Below are 23,352 nucleotides of genomic sequence, written 5' to 3' on the forward strand. Positions count from 1 at the left end.
TCATGCCGACGGTGGCGTTTCACACCCTTGGCTGCAAGGTCAACTTTTACGATACGGAAGCTATTTGGCGCATGTTCAAGGCCAATGGATACGAACAGGTGCCGTTTGAGGAGAAAGCGGATGTATACGTCATCAACACGTGTACGGTCACGAACACAGGGGACAAGAAGTCGCGCCAAATCATCCGCAGGGCCATTCGCACCAATGCGGACGCCACGGTGGTTGTGACAGGGTGCTATGCGCAAATTGCCCCGGATGAGATTGCGGCCATCCAGGGTGTGGATTTGGTTGTTGGGAACGACAGAAAGACAAAAATTGTGGAGCTTGTGGAACAGGTACAACGAGAGCAGCATCCGTACCAGTCTGTTGGGAACATTCTCAAGACCCGCGAGTTCGAAGAGATGGACGTGCCGTTCTTTGAGGAACGGTCGCGGGCCAATTTGAAGATTCAAGATGGGTGCAATAACTTCTGTACCTTTTGCATTATTCCTTACGCGCGCGGACTCATCCGCAGCCGAAAGCCAGAGAGTATTTTGGCACAGGCGCGTAAGTTGGCGAAGGCGGGATACCGCGAGATTGTTTTGACCGGCATTCACACCGGGGGATACGGTGCGGATTTACAGGGATACCGACTGGCACATCTCTTGCAAGACCTAGAGCAAATTGACGAACTGTACCGCGTCCGTATCAGTTCCATTGAGGCGAGTGAAATCGACGACCACTTGATTGAAGTCCTCGGTACGTCGCGGAAAGTTTGTAAGCACCTCCACATTCCGCTGCAGGCGGGGCACAATCAAGTACTGCGCAAGATGAACCGGCACTACACGGTGGAGCAGTACGCGGACAAACTGGCGAAACTGCGTCGAACATTGCCAGACGTGGCCATTACCAGCGACGTGATTGTCGGTTTTCCTGGTGAAACAGATGCGTATTTTGACGCAACAGAAGCGTTCATCCGCGAACAGCAGTTTTCACAATTGCATGTTTTCCCGTATTCGCCTCGGAAAGGTACACCTGCTGCGCGTTTCCCAGACCAGGTCTCGGAAGCGGTGAAAGAAGAGCGCGTGCATCGGCTGCTTGCACTGTCCGAATCACTGACCTTGGAGTATGCGCGGCAACATCAAGGAAAAGCGGTAGAAGTCGTCGTGGAAGAACCGTACCACGAGGAGTCTCGAAACAGCGCACCGGGGAGGGGCCCGGATGGACGGCCTGGATATTGGCTCACAGGCCACGCCGAGAACTACCTGAAGGTGGCATTCCCGGTGCCGGCGGACGTACAGCCTGAGTCCTTGATGGGCGAAGTCTGTAAGGTGATTCTGACTGAGGTGGGCAGCCAACTTCAACTGGGTGAGCTCTCCGAACAGGTGACGTTTGCAGATGTTGACCTTGAGGCGTTTGACGAAATTGTTCAAGTGTCAGGGGGAACAGTATGAGTCGCATTGAGCGAGCGGCTGGCGGGTTGGTCATACGACTCGGCAAAGCCGGGAGAGAAGTCCTGATGATTGACGACAACTACGGGCACGTGACGTTTCCGAAGGGTCACGTGGAGCCAGGTGAGACGTGGGAAGACGCGGCGGTTCGGGAAATCCGTGAAGAAACCGGTGTAGAAGCCCGCGTATTGGCGCCAATTGGCCGGGTGGAGTACCGGATTGAACGAGATGGGGAACCCGTCCGCAAGCAGGTTCGCTTCTTTCTGCTGGAAGAAATCGATGAAGCGGACGAACCCGTCGTTCAGGAAGAAGAGATTCGCGCTGCGTATTTTCTGCCGTGGGACGAGGCCAAGCGAATCCACGACGAGAAAGGGTACGCGAATTGGTCGTGGGTGTTCGATAAGGCGGACGTATTGTGGCGCTGGCACCAACAACAGTGGGAGACGAAGTGGCGAGCGCTTCCGGCATCCACCGACGGCGCGGCCTTGGATGAAGTCTGGGTAAACGTACGTGGTACTGTGGAGGATTTGTGCAAAGCAGTTCGCAGCGAGTTGGCTGTGGTTGCACCTGAGATGTACGAGCGATTGACATCGGTGCTACCAGCGTCGGCGGCCACTCCGACGCTTCCGAAGGACATTGACAACGCAGTCGAGTCCGTGCGGCAAGCCATTGAGCATACGCTTCTGAAACCTGAGGCCAGTGTTTTGCATATTGAAAACGTGTGTCTTGACGCGCTCCGTCATCGGTTCAAAACGGTATGCGTCAACCCGCAACACGTGGCAACTGTCTCTGCGAAGCTACGGGGGAGTTCGGTGATTCCCTGCACGGTCATCAGCTTCCCGCTGGGTGCTTCGGATGCGGAAGCATTGGCGTATGAGGCTCGGCGAGTCGTCGAAAATGGGGCGGCGGAAGTGGATATGGTACTGCCTATCGGCTCCATGCGAGAGGACGATATTTGGACTGTATATGAGCACATCCACACCGTCTGCGAGACCGTCCATGCTGCAAACGCAAAAGTAAAAGTGATTTTCGAAACGCAGTTCCTAACGTACGCTCAAGTTGCCATGGCTGCGCTCATCTCTGCCGCTGCCGGCGCTGACTTTGTGAAGACCTCGACGGGATTCGCAGCTTCTGGTGCGCGGGTGGCGGATGTGGCGCTGATGGCGATGGCGACACAAGGGCGTTTGGGTGTGAAGGCGTCTGGCGGGATTCGCACACAAAAAGACGCAGTCGCGTTCCTGCGCTACGGTGCAACCCGCATTGGTACCAGTTCAGGTCCGAGCTTGGTCCGGAAGTAAGCGTTCCACAAGTCGCGCAAACGTGGTGGCGACGGGCCAAACGAGTACCGTACAGATGACATTAAAGAGCGTGTGTGCGTTGGCAATTTGTTGCGCAGGTGTGTCAGCCAAGTGAGTCATCCAGTCGGAAAAGGGCGCAATGATGGGTAGAAAAATCGTGACTCCGCCGACGTTCAACAACACGTGGGCCAAAGCGACCTGCTGCGCAGGACGACTTTGGCCCAACGCGGCAATCACGGATGTGAAACAGGTGCCCACGTTTGCGCCCAGCACGATGGCGATGGCGCCTGATAACGGGATGAGAGACTGCGTCGCCAGGGCCATGGTGATAACGGTCGTCGCTGTGCTCGACTGGATGGCGGCACTCAGCAGGCATCCGACACAGACGGCGAGCAGCGGATTTTGTCCGGCATATTCCAAACAATGATGGAACCATTCCGTGGTTGCTAAGGGTTGCAACGCAGTCGTTAACGCTTCCAGGGCGACGATAAGCGTGCCGAAGCCAATCAGAGCCATGCTGGGGTTGCGAAGTCTCGGTTTTTGGCTGGCATATCCAAGAAAGCCGGCGGCGAGGCATGGAATGACAAGGGCCCACAAGTCAAAGGTCAGCATCTGCGGTGTAATGGTAGAGCCTACATTCGCCCCGAGCACGATTCCGAGCGCGTCGCGAAAGTACAAGCTGCCACTGGATACGAGCCCGACAGATATCGCCGTCACAGCTGCACTGCTCTGCATCAACGCCGTGACGACAGCACCCGTGAGGATACCGCGTGTCGGCGTTTTTGAAAAGCGTTTGAGCAACACAGGGAGTCGGCCATGCCCCATGCCTTCGAGTCCCTGTCTCATAACGTGCAATCCTCCGAGAAACGCTGCGAGGGACAGGGCGGTGACGATAACGCTCAACCACATGGACAACACCTCACCTGTCTGAGCGTATGCCCCATCCCTGGTGTACATGCCTCAATTTTGAGAGGTATGGCGAAAGGCTCGAGTTTGACACTTGTTTTTTTGCTATACTATAATACGTCTGATTCATGATTCGCTTTGCTTGGAGGGAGGGAGAGAGATGTCCGAGATCAAGGTTCGCAAAAACGAATCTTTGGACAGTGCGTTGCGCCGATTTAAGAAAGCGACTGCGCGCGATGGTATCCTTGCGGAGATTCGCAAGCGCAAACACTACGAGAAACCGAGTGTAGCCCGCAAGAAGAAGTCTGAAGCTGCACGGAAGAAACGCAAATCTTACTAATTCCGCAAATAGGGGGATTCAACAGTGAACTTGACCGCGCAACTCACCGAAGACCTGAAGCAAGCGATGAAAGCGAAAGATAAAGTCCGCTTGTCCGTTCTACGGATGGTCAAGGCAGCTGTGAAGAACCGGGAAATCGAAACCGGGCAACCCCTGACGGACGAAGAAGTCCTCGCAGTCATCCAGAAGGAACTCAAGCAACGCCGTGACTCCCTCCAGGCGTTCGAGAGTGCCGGACGTGTCGACCTGATGGAAGAAGTTCAGGGAGAAATCGATATCTTGATGTCGTATCTTCCAAAACAGTTGACGGAAGATGAACTGAGAGAAATCGTTCAAGGTGTTATTGCAGAATTGGGTGCGTCTGGAAAGTCTGATGTGGGGAAAGTGATGTCCGCGGTGATGCCGAAGGTCAAAGGCAAAGCGGATGGACGTCTGGTTCAGACGATTGTACAGTCGTTGCTCGCCTGACCCTCCGGATCTTCCATATATTGCATACATGTTACGCCAAACCCGCCAGTATTCTGGCGGGTTTTTTGCGTTAGAAACCGATCCCGACGGGGTTCAACATGTGGCGCGCGAGGTGGCATGATGTGTCCCAAACCGTGTACTAGCGTGTGTGCGTCAGACATACGATGGATTGAGAAGGAGGGACAATCATGCGCACGTGGAAGCAGAGAGTTCGTCGCGCTGCGACGGAATGGTTGTCCTTGCCACCCGATGCGTTGTTGGATGTCTCCCGCCTCACCTGTCTCGACGGTGGGCAAGTGATTGTCGAAAACATCCACTCGCTACTGCGCGTGGCGGACACGGCGGTCGAAATTGATCTCGGCAATTCTATACTCCTTCTGCAAGGGGAAGGTTTTGTGGTCACGCTTGTCGCCGAGCGGGAAGTACATGTGCGCGGTGTGGTCGGACAAATTTCCTACCTCCCCAAAAAGGAGGGGCAGAGGTGAAACGCCCCCAGCTGGAGCACATTGTATTCGGATACGTATTTATGGAAGTCCGTGGTTCCAACATTCAGGCGTTGCTGCTGGACATGCAACAAAAAGGTGTGGTGCTGCACGACGTATTTGTAAAAGGTGACCGCGGCACAGTGGGTGTCTGTCTAAGGGACTTTGACGCGTTCTATCCCGCCTGCCGTAAACATGGTGTTAAGTTGAGGTTTACGTCGCGTTCCGGCATGCCGTTTTTCATCCGCAAACTACGGCGGAGAAAGGCTATGCTCGTAGGCATTGCTTTGTTTTTCGTCGCGTTGTACGGACTTGGGAACGTCATCTGGCAGGTAGACGTTTCAGGGGTTGAGGACGATTCCAGGCAACTGGTGATACAGGCCGCCAGAGAATTGGGCGTGTATCCAGGTTCCTGGAAGTCGAAGGTTCCCGAGCCTGATGTCATCCAGAGCAGACTGCTGAAAAAGTTACCCAACCTGATGTGGGTGGGAGTACAAATGGATGGCAGCAAAGTCCGTATTGAAGCGGTTCCGAAAGTGCCGGATGTCCAACCACTGAACAAGACACCGCACGACGTCATCGCAGGGAAACCGGGTGTCATTCGCAGGGTGTTTGCCAACCGCGGAACCGTCATGGTCAAGCCAGGCCAAGTCGTGCACCCTGGTGACGTGGTGATTTCCGGGAACCTCGCGGGCGGTACGAAATGGGTGCCTGCAGATGGGCAGGTGTTTGCGGAGGTGTGGTACAACACGCGGATCACCATTCCGCTACAGGTGAATCAATCTGCCCTCACAGGCAACCACGTAGAACGAGACTACCTGACCTTGGGGGGCCTGAACCTGCGCTTCTGGGGATGGCAACAACCCGACTACCAAGCCACTTACGAACGGGACGAGACGTCGGACTGGAAACTGGGAGGTTTGACGCTGCCTGTCCAATGGAAGCAGGTCACTTTGTATGAAGTGTCTCCCGCTCAAGTGAAGCAATCAGAAGACGATGCAGCACGGAATGCACTTGCGTTAGCAGCCCAAGACGTCCGCGGCCAAATGCGCGGAGATGGAGAAATTCTCGAGCAAACGGTTTTACATCGCGAAGTACAGCATGGTAAGCTATATGAAACGATTTTAACGAAGACTGATGAAAATATCGGCGTGGCCGCCTCGTCTTAGCAGCCGCCGGATGGTGAGGCTGGTCAACAGGCGAAAGGTCCGTCCTATCGTCAGTGGGGCGGTCAGCGACCTTGCCGCGACAAAGGAGTTGGGTGCCTTTTGGGGCAAGAGATCATCGTTCGCAAATGGGCATTCGCAACGAACGAAGAAGCGGTATCCGTCCTCGGCCCGAACGATGCGTTGTTGCATCTGTTAGATCACGCCTATGAAGAAGCAAAGGTGACGACCAGAGGTACCGAAGTCAGTTTGAGTGGCAAAGAAGAAGAAGTAGAAGCGATGTACGCCATACTCCGGGCAGTGACGCAACTGTCCCAGTTAGGCGTACATTTGTCTGAAGGCGATTATCGGTACGCGATTGACTTGGCAAAAGCAGGCGAGATTAATGAACTCGTCCCACTGTATACCGCTGAAGTCGCAACCACCTATCGCGGTAAAGTCATCCGCGTCAAGACGTTGGGGCAGCGCCGCTATGTGGATGCCATCCGCAAGAACGACATCGTGTTTGGTGTAGGGCCAGCCGGGACAGGCAAAACGTACCTTGCCGTAGCCCTCGCGGTCATGGCTTTGAAGCGCGGCGAAGTGAAGCGGATTGTGCTGACGCGCCCGGCTGTGGAAGCTGGGGAAAATCTCGGTTTCTTGCCTGGAGATCTGCAGGAAAAGGTGGATCCGTACCTGCGACCCATTTACGACGCGCTGTACGACGTCTACGGTCTGGAGCAGGTGCAGCGTGGCTTTGAACGGGGAAATATTGAGGTGGCGCCGCTGGCGTACATGCGCGGACGCACCCTGGACGACTCATTTGTCATTCTGGACGAAGCGCAGAATACCACAGCCGAGCAAATGAAAATGTTTTTGACGAGGCTCGGTTTTGGATCAAAAATGGTGATTACCGGAGACGTCACGCAGATTGACCTGCCCCGCGGACGACTGTCGGGGCTTGTGCAAGCATCCCGGTTGTTGACCGATATCCCAGGTATCGCATTTCATTACTTCAGCGGACACGACGTGGTCCGGCACCACTTGGTGCAGAAGATCATCGAGGCTTATGATCATGATGCAAGTGCCTTGCCGCAGTGAGTACACCTGCGGCAGGCAGACGGAGTGGGACCATTCGAACACCGAGTGTGGGTTCGAACACTCTCAGTTAAGGGGAAATTGCGTTGCAGTTGTCGAATTGGAACCGAACCTTACAAAAGTTCCTGGATGACCCAACCTTCCGCGAAAGTCCGAAGGTGAGGATTGGGGTATACGTTGCCATGGCGATTGCCATGTACCTCGTGCTCATTGGGAGTGTGCTGCCACCGCGGTATCAGTTCCAAGTTGGGCAGACCAGTCCTGTGACCATTGTAGCCCCTATCACCGCTGTGGATACGCTAGCCACACAGCGCGCAAAACAGGATGCAATGGACAAGGTTCCAAAGCAGTACGAGCAGTCTACTGCCGTCGAGGAAGAGGCTGTGACCAGTGTCCAAAAGCTGTTCTCGACGGCGACCCAGGTTATTTCTGACAAATCTCTGACGCAGTCGGAGAAGCTCGAAGAACTGACCTCGGTGGCTCCGCAGAAGGTCTCGCAATCCACGCTGCAGGCCATGCTCAGCATGAACGTTCATCAATTGGGCGTGCTGCAGAGTGTGTCGTTGCGGATTGTTCAAGATTTACTAGGGGCGCCGTTCTACGAGGACTCAGCACAGCAAGCGGGTCTTCTGGTGGATCGCCAGATGCAAATTTTTGATCTGGACCGCGTGTCCCGCTTGATTGTGCAGGACGTGGTCGAAAGTGTCCTTAAGCCGAATATGGTGTACAAGCCCGACGCCACGAAAGCGGCGAGGGACGCTGCGGCGAGAGCCGTACCGGACGTGTACATTCATCAAGGAGACGTCATTGTCTCTAAGAACGGGATCATTACGCAAAGTGTCCAGAGCCGGCTGCGTGACGTGGGCTTGTACAGCAAGGAGCCGAACTACAAGATTTTTCTGGGATTTGCGTTGTTCATGGCCATTTCTGTCGGCCTCGTTGCGACGTACATTGAACGTCGTTCGCCGCGACGAAAACTGGACAACTTGATGCTCGTCATTCTCGGACTGATCCTTTTACTCATGTCGATTTTGATTTCCTGTACAAAGGGAATCACCAACAGCGGTGGACCTACTTCCGTCGCGTACTTGGTTCCGCTGTCCGTTGGTTCGATGCTGATTACGGTGTTGATGGACGCCTCCTTGGCGGTGGTCGCGTCGTTTTACGTATCCTTGTTGTTTGGTGCCGCCGAGGGCTATGATTACTGGTTCGCGTGCATCGCGTTTCTCGGGTCGCTCGTCGGGGCGTACAGCGTGGCAAAGGTCACGCATCGAGGCACGTTTATGCGCGCTGGATTTTTCGTAGCGGGCATCAACGTCCTGGGTATTACGGCGATGTACCTGATGGAAACCGATAACCGGATGAACTTCCATTCGTTCTCGCTGTACATCGGCATGGGTATTCTCAATGGGTTGATCAGTGCCGTGTTGACCATGGGCATTCTGCCGTTCTTTGAGACGGCTTTTGGGTTGCTGACTTCCATTCGCTTACTGGAGTTGTCCAACCCGAACAATCCGCTGTTGAAGAAACTCCTGATGGAGGCACCCGGCACGTATCACCACAGTTTGATTGTCGGGAATCTCGCGGAAGCCGCCGCAGAAATCGTAGGGGCAGATCCACTGATCTGCCGCGTCGGCGCGTATTACCATGACGTGGGGAAGACGAAGCGGCCGTTGTTCTTCGTTGAGAACCAGATGACCAGGGACAACCCGCACGACAAGATTGCGCCGAGCCTCAGCCATCTGATTATCACGTCGCACGTGACCGACGGACTGGAAATGCTCGAGAACGCGGGCTTGCCGAAGCCGATTCGCGATATCTGTGCGACGCACCACGGGACGACCATTCTCTGGTACTTCTACAACAAGGCCAGAGAAGCGGATAAGAATGGAACTGTGAGCATTGATGATTACCGCTATCCAGGGCCGAAGCCGAAAACACGGGAATGTGCCATCGTGATGATCTGCGACGCGGTGGAAGCGGCTGTACGCAGCATGTCTCGACCTACGCCGAACCGCGTCGAAGGCGTCATCCGTAAAATCATCCGTGACAGGCTTCAGGATGGGCAACTGGACGAGTGCGATTTGACTTTGCAGGATTTGGATGTGATGGTTGGCGCATTCATGAAGACGTTAAAGGGTATTTATCACTCGAGGATTGAGTATCCAGATCCCGAGAAAATCCGAAAGGAAGTATCGCGGTGAATGTGGTGATTGAGACCAGCGTGGACGTTCGCGTGGATATGTCCCCATATCCAAGTATCAACGAGTCGTTCGTGCAAAAGGTGTTGCAAGCAGCAGGAGAGCACGTGTCGACTTCGGGAGAAGTTTCTGTTTCGTTCGTATCCGACGAGGAAATCCATACGTTGAACCGGGACTATCGGGGTGTTGACCGGCCGACCGATGTGCTGTCGTTTGCGCTTCGCGAAGGCGACGACGTACCGTCTGTGGCAGAAACTGACGGGCTGGAATTGCTCGGCGACATCGTCATTAGCGTGCCGCGAGCCGTCGCCCAAGCGGCCGAATATCACCACAGCGTCGAGCGAGAAATCGGTTTTTTGTTAGTGCACGGGTTTTTACACTTAATTGGCTATGATCACCAGGATGAGGCGTCTGAGCGCGAGATGTTTCAGCTGCAAGAAGATGTCCTTCAAAAACTCGGCCTCACGAGGAATTCGGTGAGCGGTTAATGCACAGGTCTGCACACGGCCGCCGCCAATCTCTCATGGCCTCCTTCGCTGCTGCACTGGACGGGATGTGTTACGCCTTAGTCACAGAGCGGAACACCAAAATCCACTTCGTGGGCGCCTGTCTCGTACTTGTTTGGAACTTGTGCGTCCGACCGCCTCTGCCTTTGGTCACGGCCACAATAGCGGCTGTTTGTCTGGTGTTTTCCGCAGAGTTGGTGAACACATCGGTCGAGCGCTTAGTGGACCTAGCCGCAGGGGGACGTGTTCACTCCCTCGCCAAATTCGCCAAGGATGTGGCTGCAGCAGCTGTCCTGATGGTCAGCGTCGGCGCAGTGGCCGTCGGAGGGTACGTCGCTGTGGCCATGCTTCCTTGGCATTTTCGACTATGGTCTCTCGCGCATCTGGGCGGTGCCCTGGTGAGCTTGGTTGGATTGATCTTCTTGTTCATCCTGGCGTTGTGTTCATGGATGAGACGCAAGCTTTACATATATCCCATTGTATCGGAGGAGACAAACCATGGACGCCGACCGTGACAAGCCGTTTAAATCAGGGTTTGCCGCTCTCATCGGGCGACCAAACGTGGGTAAGTCGACTTTGTTGAACGCCTTAGTGGGTCAAAAGGTCGCCATCATGTCGAATCGACCTCAGACCACGAGAAACCGTATTCGCGGCGTGTTGACGACGAATGACATGCAGATTGTGTTTATTGATACACCGGGCATTCACAAACCTCACCATCGGCTGGGCGAGTACATGGTAGAAGCCGCGGAGGCCACGTTCCGGGAAGTGGATGTCATTCTGTTTGTGTGCGACGCCACGGAGCCGGGCCATCCCGGTGATGACCACGTCCTCGAGAAAATTCACGGTGTACAGACACCCGTGTTTCTCATCATTAACAAAGTGGACGCGGTCCCTAAACCTGACCTCCTGAAGATGATAGCGGACTACAGTCAGAAGGGGCCGTTTGCCGAAATCATTCCCGTATCTGCGAAGGAACACATTCAATTGGATGTGCTCACAAGTGCGTTGGCGAAGCTGCTGCCGGAAGGGCCGAAATTCTATCCGGAAGACATGGTCACGGATCATCCAGAGCAGTTCATCATTGCGGAGAACATTCGAGAGAAAGTCCTGCACTTAACCCGAGAAGAGGTACCACACTCAGTGGCAGTCGTGGTGGAGCAACTGGAGCGTCGGGAGAACAGCAATGTTCTCTACGTTCACGCGGTGATCTACACGGAGCGCGAAAGTCAAAAAGGCATTCTGATTGGCAAGCGCGGCGCGATGCTCAAGAAGGTGGGACAACTCGCTCGAAAAGAGTTAGAGGCACTGTTCGGGAACAAGGTATATCTGGAACTTTGGGTGAAAGTGAAAAAGGATTGGCGCAATGAGCCGGCACTGCTGAGACGGTTTGGTCTTGATGAGCGCTGACGCAGCAGTGACCAGCTTGGCAGTTTGTTCATAGTATATTCGTGTCTGGCCGCGGCACTCTAGATGTGAGGCACCCTGAAATACCACGCAGCTGAAATGAAACTCTGTAGAGGAGATGATTTGGTTGCGGGATTTTTCATGGAGATACTTCACAATGACGGGTGACATTCATGCGTATTTGCTGTACAAAAAACATCAGGAACGCGAACAGGATGCTGAGGAACTGAACAGCGAGGCGGACACGATAGAACCATCCATGGAGTAATCAGGGGTTGTCTGAACCTTTGGGAGTGGAGTTGTCGGTTGCTTTACAACACGGAAGCCATCGTGGTACGGAGCATAGCCTATGGTGAATCGGATGCCATTGTGACATTGCTGACACCGGGCGGCTTGGTCGCTGTTATGGCAAGGGGTGCCAAGAAGCCGCAAAGCCGCCTGGCGGCCGGAGTACAGCTGTGTGTCCAGGGAACGTTTACGTTATACCGCAGATCCGGAATGGGAACTTTGTCACAAGTGGAGATGGTCAACTCACGGCGTGGGTTGCGGGAGGACCTCCAACGGGCGGCGTATGCCGCCTATTTTTGTGAATTGGTGGCTGCCATTTCAGAAGAGGCTCCGAATGGGAGTGAGGTCGTTTATCGCTTGTTTGCTGGAGCATTGGACCGGCTCGAGATGCAGGAAAGCCCGCCTCCGGTGACCGCGCGGATTTGGGAAACGAAGATTTTGCGGCTGGTGGGTGCGAGTCCGGACTGGACCACTTGTGTTCATTGCCATCGGGAAGGGCTGGAGAACGCCGCATACAGCCCTAGAGAAGGTGGGTTTGTCTGCGAACTTTGTGCATCGAAGTACGCGGGAAACCGTGATCCTGGACAGTCCATGTGGGTTACGCCAAGTTCGGTTCCCAAGATATTAAAGAGTTTTGAAATCGTGCCGTGGAACCGCCTTGGGTCGGTTCGGTTGTCACAGGCGACACTGGAAGCCATCAAGCGCATTCTGGAAGTGCAGCTCCGCGATTTTGCCGGGCTTTGGCCAAGGTCGCGGTCGTTCCTGGACAGCATTGACGAAGTGTATCCTGACACCCAGGAGTAAGGTGACCATCATGTGCAAACGCTGTTCGAGTGTTATATACTAATTACAATCATGCATCAAATAGTATGACGGATTGAGCGGGGGTGATGGTCATCGAACTGACGAAACGTCAGGAGCAGATAATTGAGATTGTGAAGCGGCACGGACCGATTACTGGAGAGCGCATTGCAGACATTCTCAACTTGACGCGAGCGACGCTGCGACCGGATCTCTCGATTCTGACAATGGCAGGCTATCTGGAAGCGCGCCCTCGAGTAGGGTATTATTACAGCGGCAAAAAGAACGCCGACCTGTATGGGGAGGCCTTGCGCAAGCTAAAAGTGAAGGACTACAAGGCGGTACCGGTGGTGATTACGGAAAAGACATCGGTATACGACGCCATCGTCACGATGTTTATGGAAGACGTAGGCACGTTGATTGTCGTGCGCGACGGCTTTTTGCAAGGTGTTGTCTCGCGCAAGGATCTGCTCAAGGTGGCCATTGGTGGCGGAGACATCCGTCAATTTCCTGTGAATATGGCCATGACCCGCTTGCCGCATGTGATTACTGTGGATGTGGAAGAGTCGCTGTACGAGGCGGCCTCACTCATGGTGCGCCACGAAGTCGACTCTCTGCCCGTCGTCCGTCACAACGCGGAGCAGTCTGGTTTGGAAGTTGTCGGTCGAGTGTCCAAGACCACTGTAACCAGGGCCTTTGTGGAACTCGGCCAGTATCGCGATGTTTAGGACGATATACGGGAGGGGAAAGAATGACAGGGCAGATGCCAGTTGTCTACATCGTCTCCGATTCCGTCGGGGAAACGGCTGAGTTTGTTGTGCGCGCCGCAGCCAGCCAATTTGACGGCGGACACGTCGACTTGCGGCGCGTTTCTCACGTGAACGACACTGCGGTGATTGACGAAACGGTACAGAGCGCGAAGGAAGAGAGCGCCATTATTGCATATACCATTGTTCTCCCCCACCTGCGGGAACACCTGGCGGCCGAGGCGGCCGCAAACGGGGTACCCGTAGTGGACATCATGGGGCCGATGTTGGACGCGTTTGAACACGTGTTGGGGCAAACGCCGCATCGCAAAGCCGGTCTGGTGCATCAACTGGACGACGACTACTTTCGACGCGTAGAGGCTATTGAGTTTGCGGTGAAGTACGATGATGGACGCGATCCGCGTGGACTCGAACGGGCCGACATTGTGCTCGTGGGTGTCTCGAGAACCTCCAAGACCCCTTTGAGTATGTACCTCGCACACCGCCGCCTGCGCGTCGCCAATGTTCCGCTGGTGCCTGAAGTTTCTCCTCCAGAAGAGCTGTTTCAGTTGGCAGATCAGCGGAAGGTCGTTGGATTGACCATCCGTCCGGACAAACTCAACCTGATTCGTCAGGAACGGCTGAAGGCGCTTGGACTTACACCAGATGCGAGCTATGCCAGTTATGAACGGATTATGAAAGAATTGGAGTACGCGAATTCCATCATCAATCAGCTGAACTGTCTCGTTATCGACGTCAGCGACAAAGCGGTGGAAGAGACAGCAGCCATCATTCTGGATTACGTGACAAGGAAGCGCTGACATCTGAATAGGGTCCATTGCGGCTTGGGGTCGTGCCTGGTTGAGGTACGGCCTCGTTGCGTATGTTCAGTACATAACCTGTATAAAACGACCATAGACTTGAATGCAGGGTTCTTTATGAGGATAAATTTTACTATGTGGGTCGATACTAGAGGTTGTTTCTATGGGGATTCGTGCAGCCCGTGGGCACCCCGTGTCGATTGCTGGCGAAGAAGATGCGAGGATTTTTTACGCAAAGGAGGAAATAGACCCTTTGTTGTAGAATAAGACACCATGCAACAAAACGCAATACCGATGGCGAGTGTGACAACCCACCATCCCGACGCCGAAGGCGCTGCACGCAGCAGGGCTCAGAAGAAGGTGATGGGGTGACGAAAATTCCCGACGAGTTTGTCGAGGAATTGCGAAAGTCCGTCGACATTGTCGACGTGATTTCCGAGTACGTGCAACTCAGGCGGACGGGCAGATCTTTCGTTGGACTGTGTCCTTTTCACAATGAAAAGTCACCGTCATTCTCCGTGTCGCCAGACAGGCAACTGTACCACTGTTTCGGATGCGGAGCCGGTGGTACTGTGCTTCGATTTGTGATGGACATCGAAGGTCTGACCTTTTCCGAAGCCGTTGTCAAACTGGCGGAGAAAGCGGGCCTAACACTTCCGGTGGCAGTTGACGCTGTGCCGGATCACAGCCCACAGAACCAACAGCGGCAACGGATGTTCGATGCACACCAGTTAGCTGCGAAATATTATAACTACATTCTAATGAATTCTGCGGCGGGTGTGCAAGCCCTAACGTATTTGGAAGGCAGAGGAATTTCTCGACAAACGATGGTGGACTTTCAAATCGGTGCTGCTCCAGACGCGGAGGACGCGTTGGTCCGGTTTTTGCGCAAACGAGGATATGAGCTCCCGGTGATTGTGGAATCAGGGCTCGGCATTGCGCTGGGATCAAAAGTGGTCGACAGGTTTCGCAACCGCGTCATGATTCCCATTTGTGACGGCCAAGGACGCGTCATTTCATTTGGCGGGAGAGCCATCGCGCCAGACGGAAAACCCAAGTATCTCAATTCGCCGGAAACGTTGTTATTTCACAAGAGCGAAGTGTTATTCAACCTTCACTTCGCGAAACGAGAAATGCGTAAGACGCGAACGGCGGTTTTGATGGAAGGATACATGGACGTCATTTCCGCTTGGCAAGCTGGTGTCAAGAATGCAGTGGCCACCATGGGAACCGCCATCACGGTGGATCATGCGCGCGTCTTGAAACGGTATGCGGAGACACTCATCATCGCGTACGACGGTGATGACGCAGGTGTCAAAGCTGCAAAAAGGGCCATCGAAATCGCCGGCCAAAGCCACCTCGGCGTTCGCGTGGCAACGTTTCCCGAGGGGCAGGACCCTGACGATTTCATTCGCAGTAAAGGGGCGGATGCCTTTGTTCGCCAATTGCACCACTTTGCCTTGACAGAGTTGGAGTTTTTGCTGAACGAGTTGCGCAGGCACGCTCAACTAGACAGCGCCGCAGGGCGTACCGATTTTCTTCGGCAAACATTGGCTTTGCTGGGGGAACGTGGGACACCCATCGAACAAGATGCGGAGTTGCGGCGTCTCGCGATGGAGTTTCAAATTTCTGTCGATGCCTTGAAGGAAGAGCTCAGGCTTGTCTCGAAACAACATCATAAGCGGAAAAGCTTCCAGCGACCGCCTCGTCCGGAGGTGCGGCTGAACGAAACACCCTTGCCACGAAAAGACGTCGTTGCAAGCAATCACGTGTTGCAGGCGCTGTTGACGAACAGCGAGGCATATCACTGGTTGCTAGAGCGCGAAGTCGATGAGTTGGCTCAGCCGGAACAAACTGCGTTGCTGGCACATCTTTATCATTTCCGCAGTGAGCATCCGGACGGCAGCGCCATCGCTTTTGTAGATAGTTTAGAGGATCCCCTGTTGGCAAGACTCGCGTCGTCACTGCTGATGGAGGATCCACCTGAGTTTGACCAGGATGTCATTGATGACTGCCTGAGAATTATTCATTTGCAACGCACCGAAGAGGCACTGCAGCAAGCGATGGAAGAGCTTGTACAGGCGCAGGTCGATGGCCGTGACGACATTGACGTCCTGAAACACAGAGTGGAAGAACTCCAGACAGAATTGAACGCACTACGACAACAAACGCGAGGAAACGTCACAGGGTAAAGGAGGCGGGGAAGGAATGAAAGAGATAAAAGAAGAAGCCCGCGAAGAAGAACGTGGACTCACCCTTCAGGAAACTAAGGATGCATTGATTTCAATTGGAAAGAAACGCGGTTCCCTCACGTACACCGAGATTGTTAACAGACTGTCGAAGTTCGACTTAGATCCAGACCAATTGGACGAGTTTTTTGACCAAATCTCAGAAGCGGGCGTTGAGGTCGTCAATGAACGGGATGAAGATGACGACGACCTGGAAGACCTTGACGACGCAGATGATCACGACGCCTCCGAGGATGGCGAAGATCTGGATGACGAACGGATTGATTTGAACGACCTGACCATGCCGCCAGGTGTCAAGATCAGTGACCCTGTGCGGATGTACCTAAAAGAAATCGGTCGTGTGCCGCTGTTGTCCGCTAGCGAGGAAATTGAGCTCGCGAAGCGGATTGAAGAAGGGGACGAAGAGGCGAAGCGTCGGCTTGCGGAAGCAAACCTTCGGCTCGTGGTCAGCATCGCCAAGCGCTATGTTGGGCGCGGGATGCTGTTCCTGGACCTGATTCAGGAAGGAAATCTCGGCTTGATTAAGGCCGTTGAGAAGTTTGATTATCGTAAGGGGTACAAATTCAGCACCTATGCGACGTGGTGGATCCGTCAAGCCATCACACGTGCCATTGCAGATCAGGCGCGGACGATTCGTATCCCTGTGCATATGGTTGAAACCATAAACAAGCTGATCCGCATCTCCCGGCAATTGCTGCAGGAGCTCGGCCGCGAACCAACTGCCGAAGAAATTGCCGCCGAGATGGATCTCAGTCCTGAGAAAGTGCGTGAGATCCAGAAAATCGCTCAGGAGCCGGTGTCGTTAGAAACACCGATTGGCGAAGAGGACGATTCTCACCTTGGGGACTTTATTCCCGACGACGAAGCGTTGGCTCCTGCCGATGCGGCTGCATATGAGCTGTTGAAGGAACAACTGGAAGACGTACTTGACACGTTGACCGAACGCGAGGAAAACGTGCTTCGGCTGCGGTTTGGTTTGGACGACGGGCGTACCCGCACGCTGGAGGAAGTGGGCAAGGTGTTTGGCGTGACTCGGGAACGCATTCGTCAGATTGAAGCGAAGGCATTGCGAAAACTGAGACACCCGAGTCGCAGCAAGCGACTGAAAGACTTTCTCGAGTAAAATCTGTGCATAGACTTTCACAGGGGCCGTCAGAACTAGCGGGAGACGGCCCTTTTTGTGTTATTTGTCATCCAAAAAGGATTTGCAAGCGTTTTCTATTCGCACTTATAATAGATCTCGGTACAACTAGGAGGGGACTGGACTATGAATTTTGAACTTTCGAAAGAACAAAAAATGATTCAAGAAATGGTTCGAGAATTCGCGCAAGCAGAGATTGCGCCCAAGGCAGCTGAACTCGACCGAGAGTCTCGGTTTCCTCTTGAAATTTTTGAGAAGATGGGAGAACTCGGGCTGATGGGTCTGCCCATCCCGGAAGAGTACGGCGGTGCAGGTGCGGACATGATCAGCTATTGCTTGGCACTTGAGGAAATCGGACACGCATGCGGCGGCACGGGCCTCAGTTACGAAGCGCATGTGTCGCTCGCGTGCGTTCCACTGTTGCTGTACGGTACTGAGGAGCAAAAGCAAAAGTACCTGGTACCGCTCGCGTCTGGCAAAGGACTGGGGTCGTTTGGGTTGACGGAGCCAGGCGCTGGATCTGACGCGGGTGGGACGCGTACGACCGCGGTGCGTGATGGTGACGAATGGGTGATCAACGGGAATAAGATCTTCATCACCAACGGTGGCTATGCGAAAACGGTAGTTTTGACGGCCGTCACAGACAAGGAGAATCGCGGCATTAGTGCGTTTATCGTACCCACGGACACCCCAGGGTTTTCCGTGTCAAAGCCCTATGAGAAAATGGGGATGCGAGCCTCCAACACGGTCGAGTTAATTCTTGAAAATGTCCGAATACCGGCAGAGAATCTGCTGGGTCCATTGAACGCAGGATTTAAGCAGTTCCTGTCCACCCTCGATGGGGGCCGCGTAGCCATTGCGGCATTGGCAGTGGGGATTGCCCGCTCGGCCTTCGAAGTGGCATTGGACTACGCAAAACAGCGCACTCAATTCGGACAGAGCCTATCCAAGTTTCAAGCCATTCAACACAAACTGGCGGACATGGCGATGCACATTGACCTCGCGCGGAACGCGGTGCTAAAGGCTGCGTGGATGAAGGATCAGGGACTTCCGTACACCAAGGAGGCTTCATTTGCAAAACTGTTTGCCTCGGAGATGTGCACAAACACTTGTAATCAGGCGATTCAAATTCTCGGCGGCAACGGATATATGAAAGAGTATTCTGTGGAACGAAATTTGCGTGACGCAAAACTGATTGAAATTGGCGAAGGCACTTCGGAAATTCAACGCCTGGTGATTGCGCGACAGCTGGGATGCTAGATGCGCGCGTCGCAACCGGGAGGCCAAGGTGGCCTCCCTTTTTATGTAGTCGCTTTGCAAAATGACTTAAGAGTGCTTCAGCACGCACAAACACTTTGTCCTGTGCTGAACCAGTTGTTCGTCGTGATATTACAAATCGCACGTGTCACTTGTGCGATTCTAATATCCCCAAAATCCCCGTACATTATAGCGTCTGTCCGTACCTACGCGAACGAATAGACGACGTACAAAGGGGGAAGGGAGTTGCTACTATGGTCGTCATTGGCGGTTGCAGTCATCGGTCTACTTGCTGTAGCCGGTTGGACGTTATTGAACTGGATGGCATACGATATTCGGGAGCGCGGACGAAGGGAACGTCCGTCACCTTCGGACTGTGCGATTGTATTAGGCGCGTACACGGATGGATACCAGCCGAGCCCGACACTCAAGGCGCGGCTTCGAGCCAGCCTTCATTTGTATAGATTAGGTTACATATCGTATTTTATTGTCAGTGGTGGTCAAGGTGCGGATGAAACCGTAAGCGAATCAAGGTCTATGAAACGTTTTTTGATTCTCAACGGTGTTCCACCGCACACCATTCTTGAAGACCAGTATTCGAATGATACATGGGAAAATTTATCCAACAGTCAACACGTGATGGAGGAACACTCGTTTCGAACGGCCATCGTTGTGACAAGTGACTACCATTTACCGAGAGCCTTAGCTGTGGCAGAGCAGTTGGGCATCCAAGCGACGGGATTTGCGGCCTGGACGACGGCTGCTGAAATTCACTACGCCAGACGAGAGGTGATGGCGAGAGTGGTGTACACTGTCAGAGGACAGGCCGCTTTGATTCGGAAAGGAAGACGCTGATTGACGATTACAATTTCCAATCGGTTACAGTGGTTAGCCGACAGGGTTCCAGAGGGCTCGTCCGTGGTGGATGTCGGCACAGACCATGCGATGTTACCCATCTACCTCATCCAATCAGAACGAGGCAAATTTGCCGTGGCCACAGATGTGAGGCCTGGACCGTACAACGCCGCTGTGAGCAACGTGAAGCGCCACGGCCTCGAGCACGCGATATCTGTTCGTTTAGGTGACGGACTGACAACCGTGACACCTGGGGAAGTGGAGGTGGCGGTCATTGCGGGGATGGGCGGCGCTACGGCGACTTCCATACTCGATGCCTCCCGCGCGGTCACTGGCGCACTGAACCGATTACACTTGCAACCGATGAACGCCTCAGGCTCGCTGCGCAAATATGTACGTGTAGCACAGTTTGGTATCGCCGAGGAAGCGGTCATTTTGGAAGACGGTCGGTTTTACGAATTGCTCGTGGTGGATAGAACCGTAGGTCCCGACGAAGCGTATGGCCCGTTTGCGGGGCATCCAGAGAGCCTAGAACTGGCGATGGAGTTTGGCCCCACCTTGTTGATGCGCCGTGACCCAGTGACAGCGGCGTACTTCCGTTATGTCGCCGACCGACTGCGCGGGCAACTTAGCCAGTTGGAGCGGGGGAGGACAGCGGAGGCGGATCGCCGTCGATCCGCCGTCATTTCACGCCTCAACTTTCTCAGACAATGGCAACCTGTAGACGAGGAGGGATTGCGGTGACGTCTTTAACCGTGCGCGACGTGGTGAACGTGGTGGATCAATACGCGCCGCCGGGACTTGCGATGTCCGGAGATGCCATCGGACTACAAGTTGGGCGTCTGGACAAGCCTGCGAAAAAAGTATGGTTGGCACTAGATGCGTCGCCGGAGGTCATTCAGGCCGCAGTAGAGGATGAAGCCGATCTCCTGATCACGCACCACGCACTACTCTTTCGACCGGCCAGCAAAATTGACACTGGGACTGCGCGAGGAAATGCCATTCGCACCGCTTTAGCGGGAGATTTAACCGTATACGCGGCGCATACGAACCTCGACATTGCCGAAGGCGGTGTCAACGATGTTTTGGCGGACTTATTCGGTCTCGAGGACGTAGAAGTGCTGGATCGGTCACAGAACGAACGGCTCCGGAAACTGGTGGTGTTTGTTCCAGAATCGCACCATCAAGCTGTTTTGGACGCCCTTTGCGGCGCAGGAGCGGGCCACATCGGCCGTTATAGCCATTGCACGTTCAACACCACCGGATTTGGCACATTTCTGCCGGAGGAAGGGACGCAACCGTTCATCGGTCAAGCGGGTCAAATGGAGCGAGTCCCTGAAGTACGGTTAGAAACCATCGTCCCCGAGAGATTGATTGAACCGGTGGTCAGGGCGATGCTGGAAGCCCATCCTTACGAGGAAGTGGCGTACGATATTTACCCTCTCGAACTTATGGGCAAGCCGTATGGGCTCGGTCGAGTAGGAAACCTTCGACACGAGATGTCACTTGCCGAGTTCGCCACGTGCGTGAAAACGGTGCTCGGTTTGCCATACATTCGCTTCGGAGGGAATCCCAAGCTCATGGTGAACCGAGTGGCCGTCCTTGGTGGATCCGGGGGACGTTGGGTGCAGAAGGCGATAGCCAAAGGTGCACAGGTGCTGGTGACGGCGGACTGTGACCACCACGTCGTGGCCGAAGCGTGGCAGGATGGCCTGGCGATTGTGGACGCGACACATGCATCCCTGGAGCGGCCCGTGTTGCACCGTCTGAAAAAGGAATTGGAGAGCGCGTTTGGTGAAACGCTTGAGGTGACCATTGCTGATGTGGATGAAGACCCATTTCACTGGGTGTGAGCTTCACGTATGCGGTGTACCGTGCCAATTTCACCAGCAGATATCACTTGATGATGGAGCTGTGAATGGGTTATACTCGAACATGCTGAGTTGAACAGGAAAGTAAGCTGGGCAACCGCCGGTGCAGTGTCGAAAGACCGCACGGGAGGAAAGTCCGAGCTCCACAGGGCAGGGTGCCGGATAACGTCCGGCGGGAGCAATCCTAGGGATAGTGCCACAGAAATGTAGACCGCCGATGGAGTCGATGCTTCGTTCCGGAGCATCGCTCACAGGCAAGGATGCAACGGTGCGGTAAGAGCGCACCAGCAGCCTGGAGACAGGCTGGCTAGGTAAACCCCACCTGGAGCAAGACCGGATAGGAGCGCATATGTGGCGGCCCGTCACGCGCTCGGGTAGGTCGCTTGAGCCGGCTGGCAACAGTCGGCCTAGATAGATGGTTGCCGCTCCATATGTGTGCGAGGCAGCGAGGCGTCGCGTCCGGCGTTCCGGATACGGGCGCTAGGTCTGCCGCTTGCAGCACGCGGAGTACAGAACTCGGCTTACAGGCTTGCTTTCCTCGCAGTTACATACCCTTTGGGAAGACCGCATCGTTGTCGGGGCACAGAGCCCGAGATGGTGCGGTTTTTTCATGCCTAACTGGTTTGACTGTCCTTCACCAATATTGTACAATTTCAGAACATTGTACCATTCGGCGGACAGGAGGGACGCGTTTGGATAATACGGGATTTTCCTTGGCTTCACTTTTAGTTGTGACAGCGCTTGGACTTCTTGTTCCGCTGATTGTGACGCGAATTCGGGCGGTACGTATTCCCATCGTGGTAGGTGAAATTATTGCTGGCGTAGTCGTCGGCAAAAGTGGATTTAGCATTATTCAGAATAGTGAATGGCTACAATTTCTGCAGTTTTTTGGTTTGGCCTTTCTTATGTTCGTATCGGGCTTAGAGATTGACTTTGCTACCTTGAAGCCAACAAAGGTGCGAAAGGGTAACCGTTACGCGCGTTTCCTGACGATGCCCCCAGTGTTTGCAACCTTCGCAACGGGCCTCACGTTTGTCCTGTCCTACAGTTTGTCCCAAGTACTCTTCAATCTTCATTTCATAAAAAGTCCACTACTCTTTTCGCTCATTCTGACGACGTTTGATTGGCTTTGGTTTTTTTGATTCCCATTTTTTTCATTATGATTGGGGTCAGTTTCGATATCAAAGAGTTGTTTCAAGACCCCAAAGCATTACTCTTGTTTCCGATTCTGCTTCTGGCGGTTTACATCTTTAAAGCCCTGCCCGGTCTCNTGCTTCGGTTCAAGTTCCCGTGGCGAAAGACGACAGCTGGTGCAGTATTGTTGACAACTCAAATGAGTGTAACCGTTGCTGCNGCGGAAGTTGCTCTCAAAATTGGTGCGATAAGTCCAGGGGTTAACACGGCCATTATCTTAGTGGCAATGCTCACTTCAATTATTTCNCCGGTTCTGTTCGGTAAAATTCTCCCGAATGAAGGAGACAAACTGCAGGAACGAGTTGGGATTCTCGGGCAGTCCCCTGGGGCTTCGCTATTGGTGAATGAGTTAGAACAGCGCCANACGGGTGTGATATGGGAGCGAAACACAAGTCCCGAGGTGGTGGCCTCGTTTTTTGACACGTACGCTCCTTCGTCTTTTAAAGCGCTTGTGGTCTATAGCGAGAATGATGAAGAAAACATTCAAATCGCAAGAAATGCTGTCAATCACGGAATACGACGCGTGATTGCNAGTGTTCAAGACATTCAATTCTTCCAAAAGCATTATGGAAAGCACTCCTTTACCGTCGTGAATCCGCAATTGGCAGGTGTTGCGCTCATGGAGCAGTTAGTAGAGACGCCTGTGTCTAGCCAGTTGCTCTCTGCTTCGTCTGATTTTCAAATACATGAAGTCGTACTTCGTAACCGCGTTTGGAGTGGTCGGAGGATTCGTGACATCACGCTTCCAGAGAGCATACTTATACTCTCGATTGTTCGAGACGGTGTTCAACTGGTTGCACATGGCGACACGGTCATGAAACGGGGAGATACGCTCGTTGTAGTCGGCC

The 23,352-nt window shown here is 54.0% G+C and carries 24 protein-coding genes and 1 other RNA gene; 24 read left to right on the top strand and 1 reads right to left on the bottom strand.

Annotation, left to right across the window (positions count from 1 at the left end; all coding sequences use genetic code 11):
• Positions 1 to 2: 2 nt before the first annotated feature.
• Together mtaB and deoC are read left to right on the top strand one after the other, a co-directional pair.
• Positions 3 to 1,433 (top strand): tRNA (N(6)-L-threonylcarbamoyladenosine(37)-C(2))-methylthiotransferase MtaB, encoded by a 1,431-nt coding sequence (gene mtaB / locus YWK_RS0116500; protein ID WP_026965670.1) that lies wholly within the window; start codon positions 3 to 5, stop codon positions 1,431 to 1,433.
• Positions 1,430 to 2,728 (top strand): deoxyribose-phosphate aldolase, encoded by a 1,299-nt coding sequence (deoC, locus tag YWK_RS21635; protein ID WP_035467361.1) that lies wholly within the window; start codon positions 1,430 to 1,432, stop codon positions 2,726 to 2,728. Before mtaB ends, deoC begins: the two co-directional genes overlap by 4 nt.
• Here the strand turns inward: deoC and YWK_RS0116510 are convergent.
• Positions 2,702 to 3,637: a Na/Pi cotransporter family protein gene (locus tag YWK_RS0116510; RefSeq protein ID WP_026965672.1), complete on the bottom strand. Its 936-nt coding sequence runs from the start codon at positions 3,635 to 3,637 to the stop codon at positions 2,702 to 2,704. The two genes, deoC and YWK_RS0116510, sit on opposite strands and share 27 nt — an antisense overlap.
• A 157-nt stretch (positions 3,638 to 3,794) precedes the next feature.
• On the opposite strand from YWK_RS0116510, the gene rpsU reads away from it, so the two are divergent.
• From rpsU to YWK_RS0116625, 22 genes are all read left to right on the top strand, one after another.
• Positions 3,795 to 3,974: a 30S ribosomal protein S21 gene (gene rpsU, locus YWK_RS0116515; RefSeq protein ID WP_026965673.1), complete on the top strand. Its 180-nt coding sequence runs from the start codon at positions 3,795 to 3,797 to the stop codon at positions 3,972 to 3,974.
• 24 nt (positions 3,975 to 3,998) lie between these two features.
• Entirely contained in the window at positions 3,999 to 4,442 is a 444-nt protein-coding gene (locus YWK_RS0116520) for a GatB/YqeY domain-containing protein (protein ID WP_026965674.1), read from the top strand.
• A 188-nt stretch (positions 4,443 to 4,630) separates the two neighbouring features.
• Positions 4,631 to 4,927 (top strand): YabP/YqfC family sporulation protein, encoded by a 297-nt coding sequence (locus tag YWK_RS0116525; RefSeq protein WP_026965675.1) that lies wholly within the window; start codon positions 4,631 to 4,633, stop codon positions 4,925 to 4,927.
• Complete coding sequence (gene yqfD, locus YWK_RS20455; RefSeq protein ID WP_084453810.1) at positions 4,924 to 6,093, top strand: sporulation protein YqfD; 1,170 nt, start codon at positions 4,924 to 4,926, stop codon at positions 6,091 to 6,093. The genes YWK_RS0116525 and yqfD overlap by 4 nt, the downstream gene beginning before the upstream one ends.
• 99 nt (positions 6,094 to 6,192) lie before the next feature.
• Positions 6,193 to 7,170 (top strand): PhoH family protein, encoded by a 978-nt coding sequence (locus YWK_RS0116535; RefSeq protein ID WP_051375698.1) that lies wholly within the window; start codon positions 6,193 to 6,195, stop codon positions 7,168 to 7,170.
• A gap of 83 nt (positions 7,171 to 7,253) precedes the next feature.
• A complete protein-coding gene (locus YWK_RS0116540) occupies positions 7,254 to 9,371 on the top strand; it encodes an HD family phosphohydrolase (protein WP_026965677.1) in 2,118 nt (705 codons plus the stop codon).
• Between the two features lie 38 nt (positions 9,372 to 9,409).
• Positions 9,410 to 9,856: an rRNA maturation RNase YbeY gene (ybeY, locus tag YWK_RS0116545; RefSeq protein WP_051375703.1), complete on the top strand. Its 447-nt coding sequence runs from the start codon at positions 9,410 to 9,412 to the stop codon at positions 9,854 to 9,856.
• On the top strand, positions 9,856 to 10,389 hold the full coding sequence (locus tag YWK_RS20460) for a diacylglycerol kinase family protein (RefSeq protein ID WP_051375699.1): 534 nt from the start codon (positions 9,856 to 9,858) through the stop codon (positions 10,387 to 10,389). Before ybeY ends, YWK_RS20460 begins: the two co-directional genes overlap by 1 nt.
• The gene (gene era, locus YWK_RS0116555; protein WP_026965679.1) at positions 10,373 to 11,284 is read left to right on the top strand and encodes a GTPase Era; all 912 of its coding nucleotides are present in this window, start codon (positions 10,373 to 10,375) and stop codon (positions 11,282 to 11,284) included. The genes YWK_RS20460 and era overlap by 17 nt, the downstream gene beginning before the upstream one ends.
• Before the next feature lie 115 nt (positions 11,285 to 11,399).
• Complete coding sequence (locus YWK_RS21640; RefSeq protein WP_084453811.1) at positions 11,400 to 11,549, top strand: YqzL family protein; 150 nt, start codon at positions 11,400 to 11,402, stop codon at positions 11,547 to 11,549.
• A 38-nt stretch (positions 11,550 to 11,587) separates the two neighbouring features.
• Positions 11,588 to 12,373, top strand: coding sequence for a DNA repair protein RecO (gene recO, locus YWK_RS0116565; protein ID WP_035467363.1), 786 nt, complete (start codon positions 11,588 to 11,590; stop codon positions 12,371 to 12,373).
• Positions 12,374 to 12,459: 86 nt separating this feature from the next.
• Positions 12,460 to 13,098, top strand: coding sequence for a transcriptional regulator CcpN (gene ccpN, locus YWK_RS0116570; protein ID WP_026965681.1), 639 nt, complete (start codon positions 12,460 to 12,462; stop codon positions 13,096 to 13,098).
• A 23-nt stretch (positions 13,099 to 13,121) separates the two neighbouring features.
• Positions 13,122 to 13,937: a pyruvate, water dikinase regulatory protein gene (locus tag YWK_RS0116575; RefSeq protein WP_026965682.1), complete on the top strand. Its 816-nt coding sequence runs from the start codon at positions 13,122 to 13,124 to the stop codon at positions 13,935 to 13,937.
• A 368-nt stretch (positions 13,938 to 14,305) separates the two neighbouring features.
• Complete coding sequence (gene dnaG, locus YWK_RS0116590) at positions 14,306 to 16,129, top strand: DNA primase (RefSeq protein ID WP_026965683.1); 1,824 nt, start codon at positions 14,306 to 14,308, stop codon at positions 16,127 to 16,129.
• Between the two features lie 16 nt (positions 16,130 to 16,145).
• Positions 16,146 to 17,309, top strand: a complete 1,164-nt coding sequence (gene rpoD / locus YWK_RS0116595) for an RNA polymerase sigma factor RpoD (RefSeq protein ID WP_026965684.1) — start codon at positions 16,146 to 16,148, stop codon at positions 17,307 to 17,309.
• Between the two features lie 144 nt (positions 17,310 to 17,453).
• Positions 17,454 to 18,587 carry an acyl-CoA dehydrogenase gene (locus YWK_RS0116600; RefSeq protein ID WP_026965685.1) on the top strand — a complete coding sequence of 378 codons (1,134 nt, stop codon included), beginning with the start codon at positions 17,454 to 17,456 and terminating at the stop codon, positions 18,585 to 18,587.
• A 243-nt stretch (positions 18,588 to 18,830) separates the two neighbouring features.
• Positions 18,831 to 19,439: a YdcF family protein gene (locus YWK_RS0116605; RefSeq protein WP_026965686.1), complete on the top strand. Its 609-nt coding sequence runs from the start codon at positions 18,831 to 18,833 to the stop codon at positions 19,437 to 19,439.
• Positions 19,440 to 20,183: a tRNA (adenine(22)-N(1))-methyltransferase gene (locus YWK_RS20465; RefSeq protein WP_051375700.1), complete on the top strand. Its 744-nt coding sequence runs from the start codon at positions 19,440 to 19,442 to the stop codon at positions 20,181 to 20,183. It begins immediately after the preceding gene.
• Positions 20,180 to 21,292 (top strand): Nif3-like dinuclear metal center hexameric protein, encoded by a 1,113-nt coding sequence (locus tag YWK_RS0116615; RefSeq protein ID WP_026965687.1) that lies wholly within the window; start codon positions 20,180 to 20,182, stop codon positions 21,290 to 21,292. The genes YWK_RS20465 and YWK_RS0116615 overlap by 4 nt, the downstream gene beginning before the upstream one ends.
• 99 nt (positions 21,293 to 21,391) lie before the next feature.
• Positions 21,392 to 21,850: RNase P RNA component class A (rnpB, locus tag YWK_RS21220), an RNA gene on the top strand.
• A 152-nt stretch (positions 21,851 to 22,002) separates the two neighbouring features.
• Entirely contained in the window at positions 22,003 to 22,452 is a 450-nt protein-coding gene (locus tag YWK_RS0116620; protein WP_026965688.1) for a cation:proton antiporter domain-containing protein, read from the top strand.
• A gap of 17 nt (positions 22,453 to 22,469) precedes the next feature.
• Positions 22,470 to 23,352 (top strand): cation:proton antiporter domain-containing protein (locus tag YWK_RS0116625; RefSeq protein WP_425387186.1); only part of this gene is annotated, 883 nt, incomplete at its 3' end.

It is taken from the genome of Alicyclobacillus pomorum DSM 14955 (genome assembly GCF_000472905.1).
GTDB classification, from domain to species: Bacteria; Bacillota; Bacilli; order Alicyclobacillales; family Alicyclobacillaceae; genus Alicyclobacillus_A; species Alicyclobacillus_A pomorum.

What these genes read in the sequence shown, in the direction of transcription:
- mtaB (WP_026965670.1), top strand. Translation starts at nt 3, where the DNA reads ATGCCGACGGTGGCGTTTCACACCCTTGGCTGCAAGGTCAACTTTTAC.
- deoC (WP_035467361.1), top strand. Translation starts at nt 1,430, where the DNA reads ATGAGTCGCATTGAGCGAGCGGCTGGCGGGTTGGTCATACGACTCGGC.
- YWK_RS0116510 (WP_026965672.1), bottom strand. Translation starts at nt 3,637, where the DNA reads ATGTGGTTGAGCGTTATCGTCACCGCCCTGTCCCTCGCAGCGTTTCTC.
- rpsU (WP_026965673.1), top strand. Translation starts at nt 3,795, where the DNA reads ATGTCCGAGATCAAGGTTCGCAAAAACGAATCTTTGGACAGTGCGTTG.
- YWK_RS0116525 (WP_026965675.1), top strand. Translation starts at nt 4,631, where the DNA reads ATGCGCACGTGGAAGCAGAGAGTTCGTCGCGCTGCGACGGAATGGTTG.
- ybeY (WP_051375703.1), top strand. Translation starts at nt 9,410, where the DNA reads ATGTCCCCATATCCAAGTATCAACGAGTCGTTCGTGCAAAAGGTGTTG.
- YWK_RS20460 (WP_051375699.1), top strand. Translation starts at nt 9,856, where the DNA reads ATGCACAGGTCTGCACACGGCCGCCGCCAATCTCTCATGGCCTCCTTC.
- era (WP_026965679.1), top strand. Translation starts at nt 10,373, where the DNA reads ATGGACGCCGACCGTGACAAGCCGTTTAAATCAGGGTTTGCCGCTCTC.
- YWK_RS21640 (WP_084453811.1), top strand. Translation starts at nt 11,400, where the DNA reads ATGATTTGGTTGCGGGATTTTTCATGGAGATACTTCACAATGACGGGT.
- ccpN (WP_026965681.1), top strand. Translation starts at nt 12,460, where the DNA reads ATGGTCATCGAACTGACGAAACGTCAGGAGCAGATAATTGAGATTGTG.
- YWK_RS0116575 (WP_026965682.1), top strand. Translation starts at nt 13,122, where the DNA reads ATGACAGGGCAGATGCCAGTTGTCTACATCGTCTCCGATTCCGTCGGG.
- rpoD (WP_026965684.1), top strand. Translation starts at nt 16,146, where the DNA reads ATGAAAGAGATAAAAGAAGAAGCCCGCGAAGAAGAACGTGGACTCACC.
- YWK_RS0116600 (WP_026965685.1), top strand. Translation starts at nt 17,454, where the DNA reads ATGAATTTTGAACTTTCGAAAGAACAAAAAATGATTCAAGAAATGGTT.